Source organism: Halobacillus litoralis (assembly GCF_009856355.1).
Taxonomy (GTDB): Bacteria; Bacillota; Bacilli; order Bacillales; family Halobacillaceae; genus Halobacillus; species Halobacillus litoralis_B.
Genome location: NZ_WMEW01000003.1, coordinates 160,666 through 173,603, shown reverse-complemented (window position 1 = coordinate 173,603; position 12,938 = coordinate 160,666). Strand labels below are relative to the sequence as shown.

Sequence of the window (12,938 nt, the reverse complement as noted above, 5' to 3'; positions counted from 1 at the left end):
ATTCCTCCATTCATAATTGGAAATTGTTCATAAACTGCGGCACTGTCGTTCGTGATAATGCCTCGTAATCCTCGCAGAGATTCAATATTTTGTTCGTCTGTTTAAATGAAAAGCGTGTTTTCACGTTAGCTTGAAACTTGTTTAATAGAAGGGGGATGCCTTCGTCCCTGCGTCTGCGATGACCGATCGGGTACTCCACGGCTGCTTGCTCGGTAGAGGTTCCATCTGCGAAAAACACTTGAACGGCATTGGCGATGGAGCGCTTGTCCGGATCCAGGTAGTCCCGGCTGTACGTTTCATCCTCAATGGTTTCCATCACATCCCTCAATTTATCGATGGCCGGATTCCGCGCCGTTTCATCTTCGTAATGATCGGCGTTCACATCGCCGTACAGCAGACCGATCGCTGTAATATACTGAAGGCAGTGGTCCCTGTCTGCCGGGTTGTGGAGCGGTCCTTTTTTATCAATGATCCGGATGGCCGACTCATGGGTGGTAATCGTGATTTTTTCTATGGCTTCCAGTTTATCCTTCACCTGACTGTGCAGCTGGACAGCGGCTTCTGCTGCCGTCTGGGCGTGAAACTCAGCAGGGAAGGAAATTTTAAATAGAATATTCTCCATCACATAAGAGCCCAACGGCCGTTGAAGCGTCAGTTCCTTCCCGCTGAACAGGACATCCTGGAATCCCCATCCAGGTGCAGAAAGAGCTGAAGGGTAGCCCATTTCACCTTTCATTGTCATCAGAGCTAAACGGACACCGCGGCTTGTGGCATCTCCGGCGGCCCAGGATTTTCTTGATCCGGTGTTCGGTGCATGCCGGTAAGTGCGAAGGCTGGAGTTATCCAGCCATGCCTGGGACACCGCGTTTGTCACATCTTCCTTTTTTCCACCGAGCATAGCGGTCACGACAGCTGTCGTCGCTACTTTCACATAGAGCACATGATCAAGGCCTTCCCGGTTCAAACTGTTATCCAGGGCAAGAATGCCTTGAATTTCGTGAGCCTTCACAATGTATTCCAGGACCTCATGCATTGTCATGGGTTCCTGTCCGGAACTCAAGGAGGACCGGCTGATATAATCAGCCGCTGCAAGGATGCCTCCGATGTTATCGGAAGGGTGCCCCCATTCGGCAGCAAGCCATGTGTCGTTATAGTCCAGCCATCGGATCATACACCCGATGTTAAACGCAGCATGGACCGGATCGAGCACATAGGATGTCCCTGGAACTCTGGACCCGTCAGGAACCACCGTGCCGGGTACGATCGGCCCCAGATGCTTGGTGCATTCCGGATAGCGGAGCGCTAAAAAGCCGCATCCAAGCGTATCCATTAAAACGTATTGAGCCGTTTCCATCGCCTCTTCGCTCGTAATTTCCCCATCAACGGCGTAGGAAGCGATTTCTTCCAGGATTGCGTCGACACCAGTATGCTGTACTTTTGTTTCATTCATCGTCTATCTCCACCTTCGTTTGAAAATTGGATGAAAGAGGGAGGGCCCCTCTCTAAGATTTATGGATGCAGTCCCCGTGGCCCTGTGTAATGAACCCTTGGCCGGAACAATTTATTGTCCGCATATTGTTCGGTCACATGAGCACAGATGCCAAGCGTACGGGCCGCGAAGAAAATCGGCGTGTACAGATCAATCGGTATGCCGAGCAGGTAATAGACAGGAGCTGCGTAATAATCCAGGTTCGGATATAATCCTTTTTCTTCCTTCATCAATTCTTCCCCTGCTTCACAGCACGCCAGCAGGTCTTCTCTGTCTTTTTCAGCCGCAAGCTTCCGGAGGGCTTCCTTCATCAAGGCAGCGCGGGGATCCATTTTCTTCATATACACCCGGTGCCCGAAGCCCATTACTTTTTCTTTGCGAGAGAGCTTATCGAGCAAAAGACGCCGGAAACCTTCGACAGAACCACCTTCCAGCAGCATATGCATGACGGCTTCATTGGCTCCGCCGTGAAGGTTCCCCTTAAGAGAAGCAACGGCGCCTGTGAGCGCTCCATATAAGTCGGAATTGGTGGAGGCAATCACTCGGGCGGTGAAGGTGGAATTCGGCATTTCATGTTCGCTGTACACCATTAAGGATTGGTCAAAGATGGCAGCCTCCTGCTCATCCGGCGTGCGTCCTGTCAGCCTGTACAGAAAGTTGGCACTGTAGGACAGCGATGGATCAGGGTCGACGATGCTCTGCTGATGCAGCAGATGGTAACTGCCGGCAGTAATCGCCGGTATTTTAGCCAGTAGACGAAGTACAGTTTTCTCCAGGTTGATTCGTTCACCGAGGTTTTTATCGTATCCGGCGAGAGCGGAAATACCGGTCCGTAATGCATCCATTGGATGAGTGCCTTTAGGAAGCTTACCTAATATTTCAACCAAACTGTCGGAAAGGTGGGCTTCTTCTTTTAAGGCTGCCTCCAGCTCCTGTTGTTCCGAAAGGGTAGGGAGGCGGCCGTGTAGAAGCAGTTGGATCAGGTCGATGTACTGCTGTTTTTCAGCCAGCTCAATCAAATCATACCCGCGGATAACAATTTCCTCTGCCTCTACATCCAGGTAGGAAAGCTTCGTTTCCGCAGCAATCACTCCGTTCAATCCAGGTTGAAACGTTGTCATTTTATCCATATCGTTCCTCCTTCATACGAGTAAACGCTTACAATAAAGCACAGCGGTCTCAGCCGATCAATTCTCTGCGAACCTGTTGATAAGCTTCTTTCAGATACCTGACCTCTTCATCCCTAAGCCCGGAGTGAAGGGTTTGATACATACGGTCCAATGGTTGCCGTGTCCCACAACTGAATTGGAGCATGATGCTGGATCTCAATTGGTTTATAAAATCTTCCTTCAGCGATGACAACGGGAATTTATCTCATCCCTAACAGAATAACGACCACAAAAAAACAACTTCCTGTGAGAAGTTGTTAAGTTTACGTATTAAAAAGGAAACAGACAGGCAGAAAACTGCCCATATGGAAACCATTCGACCGCACTTAACACCTCCTATCCTCGTAGGTTTTGATGTCTGCTGATACAGGCAGGTCTCCTGGCTTATGGTCATTGCAGTCCGAAACCTTCCCATCTTCATGTGTGAAGACAGTGGTATGAAAGGACCGCTCCCAAATTACAGTTGCGGGACAGCACCGGATTTTCACCGGTTTCCCTATTAATCCTCTTCTGTGAAAGAAGAGGAACCTGTATCTACAACGCTATTCAATTTTCTCTTTCAATATAGCAAAGATTTGGAAAATAAACAATTTTATTATAAAACCCGCAAAAGTTATTCCGGATGGCATGGGCGCACATATCAAACGGAATGAGAAGAGCGGCGTATACTATCAGGACTGAATGAATAAGGAGTGAAAACGATGAGTTATGATTATGAAAGCTCAAGTTACAGTTATGACCATAAACATAAAGACCACTGTGGAAAGTCTAAAAAAATGAAGCATTACAAAAACTGTGTGGAAGATGTACTGGAGGCGATTGTTTACGCTCAGGATAAAGTGGAAGATGACAGCTGCCACACGTCATGCCAGCAGTCGATTGACTCCCTGCTGGGTGATCGTAAAGTAAAGAAAAACACCGTGCCTGTCATCCTGTACTGCGGCTGTGATCCTTTTAAGGGAACAGGGGTGACGACCTATTCATGTCATGCAGAAAAAGAAACATTCAAGTGTGTCCATACACACTTGTTTAAAGTGAAGGACGTTCATAAAGGATGTGCGGTTCTTGAACTGCTTGTTTTTAAATCCGACTGGAAGAGCGACGGAAAGCACAGACATTCTGCATGCAGCCAGATTGATGGGAAGGCGGTTCGTGACCTTGTAGGTACAGGCATCTGCATCACTGTGGATTTATCCTGCTTCTGCGCGGTTACCTGTCTCCCGGCTGTCCGTCTCCATTAATCTGGAAAAGGATCAATCAAGTGCCGCCATGCATCAATTCCATTAGAAAAGCCGGCCTCAGCCGGCTTTTCTGATTTATCCTCCGAAGGCTTCCAACATATCTTCCAGTTCTTTTTGATCGATCAAACCGGAAGAATGAAGCGCGGGGGCGGAGCAGCTGCTTGGAGCGCCGGAAGGCCGGGTGCCTCTCGTGAGCATCTCCTTGATCGTGCGGAGCTCTCTGAGTACAGGATCTTCTCCGGAGGGGCGTCCTTCTCCTGGTGCGGATAAGTACTGATGCAGGGCAGAAAGAAGAAAGTGCTGGAGCGTATTATTTTCCGCATGATAGGCCAGTTCCTTCCTCACTTTCGCCTCAACAGCTTCAGAGTGTCCGGTTCTGACGTTTATATATTTGTCTGGAATGGTGACAACGGTTTCGTTGAAATAATCACGGTAGGTGTGTGACATCGTTTCACCTTCTCGCTCTTAGGACCTGTCAGCGGTCTGTTTTTTACTGAAGAGCTGCATGCCAGCAAGAATCATCAGCCCCCGCACATTCAATTTGGCCATGTCTTCCGGAAACAACAATTCAATCGGCCGTCCTTTTTCGCTCCATGCGACAGCGGCTTCACGGATCTGGCGTTCGGCGATCTGGGCTGCGCCTCCGACGGCGATGTAGCGGGCAGCCCCTTTGATTTCGTGGGAACTTGTGCGGACGCGGTCGAAGTGTTCCAAGTACTTCACAGCCATCAGCCGCAGCTGGGGAAGAATGTATCGGCTGATGTCTTTTTTTACGCCGGCAAAAGGTTCTACATACCATTCCGACTGGCCTCGCGCCAGCTTTTCCTCCAGCTCTGATCTGGAATTGAAGCTGTACAGTTCATTCTGGCTGACTTTTTGTATGATGGTATCGAGAAAAGGGTTGATGCCGAAGGGCTCACCTTCCACGGAAGCGACCGGTTTATTATGTTTGATACCGACAAAGTCAACGGAATCCCCTCCCAGATCTCCGATAATGATGCCGCGTTCCGATTCCTTTACAAGGGACTCATCAGAGACAGCGAGCGTTTCTGGATCGCGGGTGAGAGCTAAATAAGCGAGAGCTCCTTCTGCACCGACGATGACATCTTCAATATGAAGGGTAACGACCGCTTCCTTTGGCTCTCTGAGACCGGGGACTTTATGAAAAATGATTGTATGGGTCCCGGTAAGCCGGCTCTTCAGGGTATCCTTTCTGCGTTTGTACTGCGTCGTCGGCAGAGAAACAGCCAGCTGGTCAATCGTATAATCGACATCTTTTTCTGAACCACTGCCAAGCAGGGCGTGGTAAGCAGCCGCGGCAAAGAGGAGGATGTACGTCCGTTCCTCATCGACCTTCTGATTGTTAAAAGAAGTCAGGCTGACATTTCTCTGTTTGACCGCTGACTTGCCGATATAATAAATATCCCGGCGGTCCTGAATGGCCGGACTTTTAATTTCCACAATCATGTTTTCTTCATAATCGACGTCTTCTTCGTCATACGGCATTTCGTAAAATTCTTCGTCAAATAAAGCAATGGCGTTCGGTATTTGATAATCCATCAATCCCCCATCATCGGATGCGAGGATCTTATACCAGCTGTTCCCGATATCTACAGAGAAAATATGCTCGTTTTTCATTTTCTCCCTCCTGACGTTAAAGCATATGCGCAGCTTTCCGGGCTGTGCCAGTACTCCTCTTCTGTCCCTCTGATAGATTTGGGCGCTTCTTTTCTATGAATCTTTTATCCGGACTTGTCTTAAAAGTTCCACGTTTATACTAATGCAACTGACCATGCCTTCGAAATCATAGAGCATAGACTACAGTGAGGTTACTATAAAGGAGGAAAATATAATGAGAAAAAATGACCGTCATTGTGTAAACCTGAATGAATCTGCTTCTATTGAACAGTGTACAAATACGAGTACGGATACTGCGATCACTCCAACTGGGGAGCGTATCGTCCGAATTCCGGTTGAGCTGGGAGCCTATAATGTGACGACCAACCTCGTCGCCAACATTTCATTCCCTGATCCGGTTCTTGAAATTAAAGATATTAAAAAACGGGTGATTATTACCCAGTGCCGTCTGCTTACTCGTACGTCCACAGGCGCCGACGATGACCAGTTTTCTGCAGGTCCGTTCCCATTGTTCCTGAAAGGTTATGTACGTAAAAACATCCAATACGCGACACCTTCCCACAACGCTGATGGGGAATGCATCTCTTCTGAAATCAAGTCTCTTACTGTAAAAGTTCCATTTGAGTGCATGACAACTGTTGATCTTGAGTCACCAGCTCAGCTTCCACTTCGTAATCGCAGGGATGAATACGATTTCTTCAGAGCCCAGGACCTTGGCACCGGCTATCCTGAAAAAGATCAGTATTTGTCCAGCGACCTTTCCCAATTCCATCAGGAAAGCTTCCAGGGTTACAATCAACTTCCATTCTGTGAGCTTGTTTCCAGTCAGATCCTTGAGTGGGACGAAGCGACCGATCGTCAATTTATCGGCGACGGACCGGTTGATGAAGGATACTTCCAACACATGGTAGAAAAAATGCAGGTGCGATTCACCATCAAAGTGCTTCAAAACCAGCAGGTGCGCGTAGACGCTCTGTAATCGAAGAAGGTGGCAGTCCATAAGGGCTGTCATCTTTTTTTACTGTTTCACCAATGTTTTGAAATCAGGATAAGAGCCCAGACACAGAAAAAGGTCTTACATACGATGTGGGTATCTTTTGTTTAGGGGGCAGACAAATGACGGGTGTTTTTAAAGAAGAGGATGGGTTGGCGCATCACTGTGAAAGGAAGCCGCACGTCAGTATCGGAAAAATCATTACCAAGGTTCCAGTCGTGCTGGCGGAATTGAAACTGCAGATTTACGTAAGTGAAACAATCACTTTTCCAGAGCCGGTGCTCGAGATCAAAGATATTAAGAAACGCGTGCACTTAACTCAGTGCCGACTGCTGCTGCCATCTAAGAAACTGTTCATCAAAGGTTTTGTACGCAAAAATATTCAATACGCCAGTCCCTGCAGTGAAATCGAACTGCCGACAGAAACAAGTGTCGCGTCAGATCTCCACTCCTTTACTGTCGATATCCCATTTGAGCAGGTGACGGAAATCAATGAATTTCTCTCGATGCCGGTGATGCCTAAAAACAATACAAGGGAAGAATTCGATTTCATCCGTTCCAAAACGCTGCCGGACGGTTTTCCTGAAAAGGATGAACTGATGGGGAATGATATCTCCCAGTATCATCAGGAAAGCAGTCAATTTTATAATGAGCTGCCATTCTGCGAGCTTCTGTCCAGCAGGATTGTGGAGTGGGATGAAGCGCTGGATCGTATGCCGCTTCCGGGTCATGCTCCTTTTCATGAAGGGGTTTTCACTCAGATGGAAGAAAAAATGGTGCTGGATATCTGTTTGAATGTTCTGCAGAAGCAGCAGATCCGTGTCGCTTCTACGACAAACGATGACTGTATGATGTGAGGGTTGATCGTAAGTGAGCAATCATCCGCGTTTCAACGAGGTATCCTCATACAAGAAAGGGGGAGGGAGGATGGCCTTCCATAGGCTGTGAAACGTGATGTGATAACTTTTAAACAGACGCATTGGGTTAACCCGAAGGACAGAAAAAAGCTTCGGCCGGACAGAGGCCCGGTTTCTGATGGATGGATCACAGAGAGCGGTGATGACCAGGCAGGGGGTCCGCTGTTCCTTCCTTCTACCACTGTTGAAAAGGAGGAAATGGTCTTGTTTAAGCCGGAGGGGGATGAAGGGAGGGAGAACGACAGGATGGCAGACTACCATGACGCACAGATGCATGAAGCGGAAGTGCGAAAGCGCAGGTCCACCCTTGAAAAAGGGTTCACTTCTATGCTGGGCGAATCCAGTGAGAATTTTTTTGAAGGTGCAGAGGCAGAGGACAACCCGGATGTTCTGCCTGAAATTTTTGCTCTTCTGGATGAATCCTATGACTCTTTCCAAGACGAACGGCAGGTCTCTGATGATGAAGAACACCCTTCTATCCTTGGTGATATTGCAGCTTCCATAGAAGAGTCTTCCAGTGAGTTCAAGCATCATTACCTTTCTCAGAAAGCTTTGTCGGAATCGATGATTCCCTCTTCTGCTGACGTAGAAGCAGAGGATGAGAGAGACCTCTTTTCTGCAGATGGTGGTACCGATTTTTCTTCCTTTACGGGGGAGGAAAGCTGTGAGGATCCTTTTGAAGCGAGTTCGGTTGATGACATGTTCGAATGCGAATCTTCTTCCAGTTCTTCGTCATCTTCTTCCTCAAGCAGTGCGGTTATTTGTAGTTGTTCAGACGATATCGAGGAAGAGGACGGGGAGGAAAGGATGGTGAAAGTGCCTGTCCTTTTAACAAATGTTCCTCTTCAATGGAACATCCAGGAAACGTTTGCCGCAGGGTATGACTTTGACTCCATTACAGAAACAGCATGGACATTGAATAATATTGACATGCGTATCTACCCCAACGCCTCTGTGGTTTTGTATGGACGGTATCGTGTAACCATCGATTATCAGGTGAATGGTGAGATCAAGCGGGATTATGTACTCCTCCCATTTGAGCAAACGGTATACGTGAAATGGGTGGTTCCACCGGAACTCCCTTCCAGTTTTGAAAAAGAATACGAGTCTGAAGAAGCAGAGATCCATATGGAAATTCATCATACCTATTCTTCTTCTGTGGAAAAAGAAGTGGTGGAAACAGCTTTCATCACTCACCAACAGAAGTGGGAAGATGGAGAGGTGTATGTGCAGGGCGTCTTTCAAGGGAAGCTTTATCTTTATCAGCAGCAGTACCGTCTGCTGGAGGTGCTGGAGTAGAAGGCACAAAAAGAAAGAGGATTCCGCAGGAAGGAATCCTCTTTTTTATAGATTAACGTCCGAGGTAATTTCTAAATTGATTGAAGGCGGATTGTGGAAGAGCAGCTGCCTGCGTGTCTCCATCATCATCTGGTGATGGAAGAGTGTCCGGGAAGTCAGGCTGCTGTTTCTGGGTCAACTTGATAACGAGGACAATGTCCATCTTTTCGGTCACTTTGTTGAAGCGTCCCCACTTGTCAAAATCGCTGACAAGGTCAAGTTGGTTGACAGCATGGGCAAGCAGTTTGCAATGGATCGGTTCGTTATTGATTTCAAACGTCACTGATCCAAACTCACAGCGGTCAGATCCCATACCGTCATCCGAAAGCTCACGGTACTGAAGAACATTTTCTTTAACACTGTATTCGAAGCCGAATGGGTAATCAATATCCTCCTGGAGGTTAACAAGGTCATAAGCTTTAAACGGGATATCGATGCTGTAGTCACGCACGTATCCGAAAGCATCCTCCACGTACTGGATGTTTTTGTGGATGACTCCTTCTACAAACAGTTTTACACGGTCGCGGCGTCCAACTACTGGAATGGCCTTACATTGAGTCAACGTCATGTTTTTCTCAATGTTTTTAATCGCACGTGCAGGTGTCGGTAAGTGAAAATCCGCTTCAGTCAACGACTGAATGATGACATCTCCGAGCACGACCGTCTGCTCTTCACCACCGCCGAAAGATGCAGATTCTGTGTAGAGGCTTTTCGATTTCGCTTTGTCGCTGGCAGGCAGGTCCGGACACTTTTTGTGTCCTTTTCCACATCCTGTGTTTTTTCTCATACATGTTCACTCCTTGATAGATTGTGCCAAAAGCTCTCTCTATTAGACAAGTTTCTTTTGACTCAGTACTACTATATGTTCTCTATGAACAATTGGCATGGACAGGTGCCGGCAGATCTTGAATTTAGGTCAACAACCAGCGGAAAAATGATAGTTTTCTATACTGGTATAGGAAGTTCTTTTCCGATGGCCTGTACATATACTAGAAAACAGTGGTTTGACAGAAGGAGGGGGAGACGTTGGAAGGAGCGTTTATCATCATGGTGTTGTCCGCCATGGCTACGGGAGTGGGAGCACTTCCGGTCCTGTTGATCCGACGGGTATCCCATCGGAAAATGGACAGCATACTCGCCTATACGGCTGGTGTGATGATGGCAGCATCAACGTATGGCCTTATCCCGGCTTCTTTGAAACTGACGAATTTGACGATCCTTTGTTTCGGTGTGCTTGGAGGTGCGCTGATCCTGAACCTGCTTGAATATTTTCTCCCGCATGTGGATATGGATCATAAGCGAAAGGACCCCGTACTCCCGCACCAATCGTTGATGCTCGTGGCGGCGATGACGCTGCATAATATTCCGGAGGGATTGTCGGTCGGCGCCAGTCTGGCCAGTCAAGTCGAGCATCTCGGAGTAGTTGTTGCCTTCTCCATGGGCCTTCAGAACGCGCCGGAAGGATTCCTTGTGGCTTTATTTCTGCTTCATCAGCACGTTCCTAAACGAACAGCTATCTTTATGGCGCTGCTTACAGGCGGAATCGAGTGCGTCTCCAGTTTTATCGGATTTTACGTCGTACATATGTCGTTGTTTCTCGTTCCTTATGGACTCGCTTTTGCAGCTGGTGCCATGTTGTTTATCGTTTATAAAGAGTTGATTCCGGAAACCCACGGCCATGGCTATGAGCGCCTGGCTACATTCTCCTTTCTGCTTGGTCTGCTCAGCATGATCGGTATTGTGGAATGGTTCCGCTGACACCTGCCGGAGGACATGGCGGTCTTTTTGTATCTTCACTCCTTTTCCCTTGTTAGTGAGGGGGGAAAGGAGTGTTTTTACGTTGGAAATATTTTATTGGGAAAATATCGTTATATCTCGTTTTTCAGCGGGTATGCAGAAATTGGGAGGAGATAGCATGAATAAAAAGATGATTGATTACAAAATATTCATTCCATCACTTTTACTGATGGCCGCCATCAGTATCCCTTTCGCTCTGTATGAATCACAGTCTTTAGAACTTATGAATACGGTCTTTGATTCGATTGTGGCATCATTCAGCTGGGGATACTTATGGTACGGCATTTTACTGGTAGCCGCAGGACTTTATTTATCCTTTTCCAAATACGGAAAAGTGGTGCTTGGGGATCCAAAGGAGAAACCACGGTTCACCCTTTTTGAATACGCTTCGATTTTAGTCGCGATGGGAGTCGGATCGACGATCATGCGGACAGGGATGCTGCAGTGGACATCTGTCGCCAACGACCCGCCCGCAGGAGTGGAAGCTGGTTCTGCGGAGGCTCTGCTGTGGGGAAATGCCTACAGTATGTTTTTATGGGGCTTTCAAGTATTCGCTATTTTCGTCATGATCGCACCAGCCATGGGGTACATACTGCACGTGAAAAAACGCCCGTTAATGAGGATTTCAGAAGCCTGCCGGATTCTGTTCGGGGATAAATTCACAGACGGTATCGGAGGCCGGCTGCTGGATGTGTTGTTTTTAATCAGTATCCTTTCCGGAGCAGCTGTAACGCTCGGACTTGGTGCGCCGATTATTACGCAGAACCTTTCTCATCTGCTCGGTATCCAGGTGAATTTCACACTGACGATTATTGTTACGATCGTCTGGGTCTTTTTATTTTCCCTGAGTGCTTACCTGGGCATTGAAAAAGGAATCAAGCGGTTGAGTACATGGAACATGTATATTGCCGGATTTTTAGCGTTGTTTATTCTCGTCGGTGGTCCCGGTGTTTTCATCCTGAACTACTTTACGGACAGCGTATCCATGCTGTTGACCAATTACCTGGACTTTTCATTGAACACCGAATCCGTCTATCAGGGGGAAACCTCACATATTCAAAGCAACACGATTTTCTGGTTTGCCTACAGTGCTACCTGGGCCATGCTTCACAGTGTGTTCGCAGCAAAAATTTCACGGGGGCGGACGATCAAGGAAATGATTCTCACCTACCTGCTTGCTCCAACGCTGCTTTCCTGGCTGGCAACAGGGGTGCTTGGCGGGCTTGGTGTCCACCGTTATCTGACTGGAAACCTTGATATTCTGAACTTTGTGGAAGAAGAAGCACGTATGGCGGCGATACCGGAGATTTTAAATACGCTTCCTTTCGGTGAAATCGCTATAGTCATCTTTATGATTGTTGCGCTGATTTTCTTGACCACGACCCTTGATTCGACAACGTATACGATTGCTGCTTATACAAGTACGAGGGATATGAGCCGCTTTGAGCCGCCGAAGATACTGCGGATTATCATTGCGGCTGTCATTACCGCTTTTGCCCTGATTCTGATGCGGATCGGCGGTCTGGCGCCTCTGAATGTCGTTTCAGGAATTATGGGTCTGCCGATCATCGTCATCCAATTTATTCTCATTTACGCAGCGAAGAAAATGATCGATACCGATCAAGCCTGGCTTACGAACGTGCGTCAAAAAGATAAGCCGTCGACGGCTTATGAAGCGAAGCGCAAGGTGGAATAGTCTGCCAAAGTGGATTACACTGATAGCAGAGTGACTTTTAAAGGGGGACCTGTACATGTATGAATCACTGCACCACGTATCTGTCATTGTGACGGATATTGATCGAGCCAAACATTTTTACGGAGAGGTGCTCGGTTTTGAAGAAAGTCCGGACCGTCCTGATTTCGACTTTCCCGGCGCCTGGTATCAGGTAGGGGCAACGCAGATTCACTTGATTGCTTATGAAGAAGGTCAAACGCTGCGCGGGACAACAGACATTGACTCCCGTGATGGACATTTTGCGGTAAGGGTCCGTGATGTTGAAGCGTTTATTGAACGGATGGAAAAACATGAAGTGGAGATGCTGAATAAGCCTGTCAATAAAACAGAATGGCATCAGGTGTACATCACAGATCCCGATGGCAACATTATTGAATTTAATAGATAAAGCTGGAGACGGTCGATACCATTCGATCGTCTTTTTTGTTTTTTCAGTGGTGTAGCTGCTTCGTCGTTCTAATGATCGCGTTCCGCTTGTCGGTGGGTGCTTGCCGCGGACACGGCCTCAGCTGAATTGAGCAGGAAATCCGCCTGCTCAAGTGGATCTTCAGCTCGTACTGTTCCCGCAGGCGTCACCACCGAACGCTCCTCATAATCTCACTAAATCATGAGCGGAAAGG

Annotated in this window: 13 protein-coding genes and 1 riboswitch; of the genes, 7 read left to right on the top strand and 6 right to left on the bottom strand. The window is 47.7% G+C overall.

The features are described from left to right. Positions 1–10: 10 nt before the first annotated feature. A complete protein-coding gene (locus GLV97_RS06930) occupies positions 11–1,450 on the bottom strand; it encodes a bifunctional 2-methylcitrate dehydratase/aconitate hydratase (protein WP_160889372.1) in 1,440 nt (479 codons plus the stop codon). Positions 1,451–1,509: 59 nt separating this feature from the next. Further along, positions 1,510–2,619 carry a citrate synthase gene (gene mmgD, locus GLV97_RS06925; protein WP_160889371.1) on the bottom strand — a complete coding sequence of 370 codons (1,110 nt, stop codon included), beginning with the start codon at positions 2,617–2,619 and terminating at the stop codon, positions 1,510–1,512. 391 nt (positions 2,620–3,010) lie between these two features. Further along, a riboswitch (cobalamin riboswitch) is annotated at positions 3,011–3,205 on the bottom strand. 154 nt (positions 3,206–3,359) lie between these two features. Between mmgD and GLV97_RS06920 the strand changes: the two genes are divergently transcribed. Beyond that, positions 3,360–3,899 carry a CotY/CotZ family spore coat protein gene (locus GLV97_RS06920; protein WP_160839349.1) on the top strand — a complete coding sequence of 180 codons (540 nt, stop codon included), beginning with the start codon at positions 3,360–3,362 and terminating at the stop codon, positions 3,897–3,899. 75 nt (positions 3,900–3,974) lie between these two features. On the opposite strand, the gene GLV97_RS06915 is transcribed toward GLV97_RS06920, so the two are convergent. Both GLV97_RS06915 and GLV97_RS06910 read right to left on the bottom strand, forming a co-directional pair. Further along, on the bottom strand, positions 3,975–4,346 hold the full coding sequence (locus GLV97_RS06915) for a hypothetical protein (RefSeq protein ID WP_160841291.1): 372 nt from the start codon (positions 4,344–4,346) through the stop codon (positions 3,975–3,977). Between the two features lie 18 nt (positions 4,347–4,364). Continuing rightward, positions 4,365–5,537 (bottom strand): ParM/StbA family protein, encoded by a 1,173-nt coding sequence (locus GLV97_RS06910; RefSeq protein WP_160841292.1) that lies wholly within the window; start codon positions 5,535–5,537, stop codon positions 4,365–4,367. A 214-nt stretch (positions 5,538–5,751) separates the two neighbouring features. On the opposite strand from GLV97_RS06910, the gene GLV97_RS06905 reads away from it, so the two are divergent. From GLV97_RS06905 to GLV97_RS06895, 3 genes are all read left to right on the top strand, one after another. Then, entirely contained in the window at positions 5,752–6,516 is a 765-nt protein-coding gene (locus GLV97_RS06905; protein ID WP_160889370.1) for a CsxC family protein, read from the top strand. A gap of 137 nt (positions 6,517–6,653) precedes the next feature. Beyond that, positions 6,654–7,388: a CsxC family protein gene (locus tag GLV97_RS06900; protein ID WP_160889369.1), complete on the top strand. Its 735-nt coding sequence runs from the start codon at positions 6,654–6,656 to the stop codon at positions 7,386–7,388. Positions 7,389–7,652: 264 nt separating this feature from the next. Further along, positions 7,653–8,747: a hypothetical protein gene (locus tag GLV97_RS06895; protein WP_160889368.1), complete on the top strand. Its 1,095-nt coding sequence runs from the start codon at positions 7,653–7,655 to the stop codon at positions 8,745–8,747. A 52-nt stretch (positions 8,748–8,799) separates the two neighbouring features. Here the strand turns inward: GLV97_RS06895 and GLV97_RS06890 are convergent, their stop codons facing one another. Beyond that, on the bottom strand, positions 8,800–9,573 hold the full coding sequence (locus GLV97_RS06890; RefSeq protein ID WP_202410596.1) for a CsxC family protein: 774 nt from the start codon (positions 9,571–9,573) through the stop codon (positions 8,800–8,802). Between the two features lie 239 nt (positions 9,574–9,812). Between GLV97_RS06890 and GLV97_RS06885 the strand changes: the two genes are divergently transcribed. The 3 genes from GLV97_RS06885 (at position 9,813) to GLV97_RS06875 (ending at position 12,706) form a co-directional block, all read left to right on the top strand. Then, positions 9,813–10,544: a ZIP family metal transporter gene (locus tag GLV97_RS06885; RefSeq protein WP_373562395.1), complete on the top strand. Its 732-nt coding sequence runs from the start codon at positions 9,813–9,815 to the stop codon at positions 10,542–10,544. A gap of 157 nt (positions 10,545–10,701) precedes the next feature. After that, the gene (locus tag GLV97_RS06880) at positions 10,702–12,279 is read left to right on the top strand and encodes a BCCT family transporter (protein WP_202410595.1); all 1,578 of its coding nucleotides are present in this window, start codon (positions 10,702–10,704) and stop codon (positions 12,277–12,279) included. Between the two features lie 55 nt (positions 12,280–12,334). Continuing rightward, positions 12,335–12,706, top strand: coding sequence for a VOC family protein (locus GLV97_RS06875; protein WP_160889367.1), 372 nt, complete (start codon positions 12,335–12,337; stop codon positions 12,704–12,706). A gap of 68 nt (positions 12,707–12,774) precedes the next feature. Here the strand turns inward: GLV97_RS06875 and GLV97_RS20130 are convergent, their stop codons facing one another. Beyond that, positions 12,775–12,897 (bottom strand): hypothetical protein, encoded by a 123-nt coding sequence (locus GLV97_RS20130; RefSeq protein WP_272917329.1) that lies wholly within the window; start codon positions 12,895–12,897, stop codon positions 12,775–12,777. Between the last annotated feature and the right edge of the window lie 41 nt (positions 12,898–12,938).

Coding starts and splice junctions, on each gene's coding strand:
- GLV97_RS06910 (WP_160841292.1), bottom strand. CDS start 5,537: ATGAAAAACGAGCATATTTTCTCTGTAGATATCGGGAACAGCTGGTAT.
- GLV97_RS06915 (WP_160841291.1), bottom strand. CDS start 4,346: ATGTCACACACCTACCGTGATTATTTCAACGAAACCGTTGTCACCATT.
- GLV97_RS06930 (WP_160889372.1), bottom strand. CDS start 1,450: ATGAATGAAACAAAAGTACAGCATACTGGTGTCGACGCAATCCTGGAA.
- mmgD (WP_160889371.1), bottom strand. CDS start 2,619: ATGGATAAAATGACAACGTTTCAACCTGGATTGAACGGAGTGATTGCT.
- GLV97_RS06890 (WP_202410596.1), bottom strand. CDS start 9,573: ATGAGAAAAAACACAGGATGTGGAAAAGGACACAAAAAGTGTCCGGAC.
- GLV97_RS06900 (WP_160889369.1), top strand. CDS start 6,654: ATGACGGGTGTTTTTAAAGAAGAGGATGGGTTGGCGCATCACTGTGAA.
- GLV97_RS06920 (WP_160839349.1), top strand. CDS start 3,360: ATGAGTTATGATTATGAAAGCTCAAGTTACAGTTATGACCATAAACAT.
- GLV97_RS06875 (WP_160889367.1), top strand. CDS start 12,335: ATGTATGAATCACTGCACCACGTATCTGTCATTGTGACGGATATTGAT.
- GLV97_RS06880 (WP_202410595.1), top strand. CDS start 10,702: ATGAATAAAAAGATGATTGATTACAAAATATTCATTCCATCACTTTTA.
- GLV97_RS06905 (WP_160889370.1), top strand. CDS start 5,752: ATGAGAAAAAATGACCGTCATTGTGTAAACCTGAATGAATCTGCTTCT.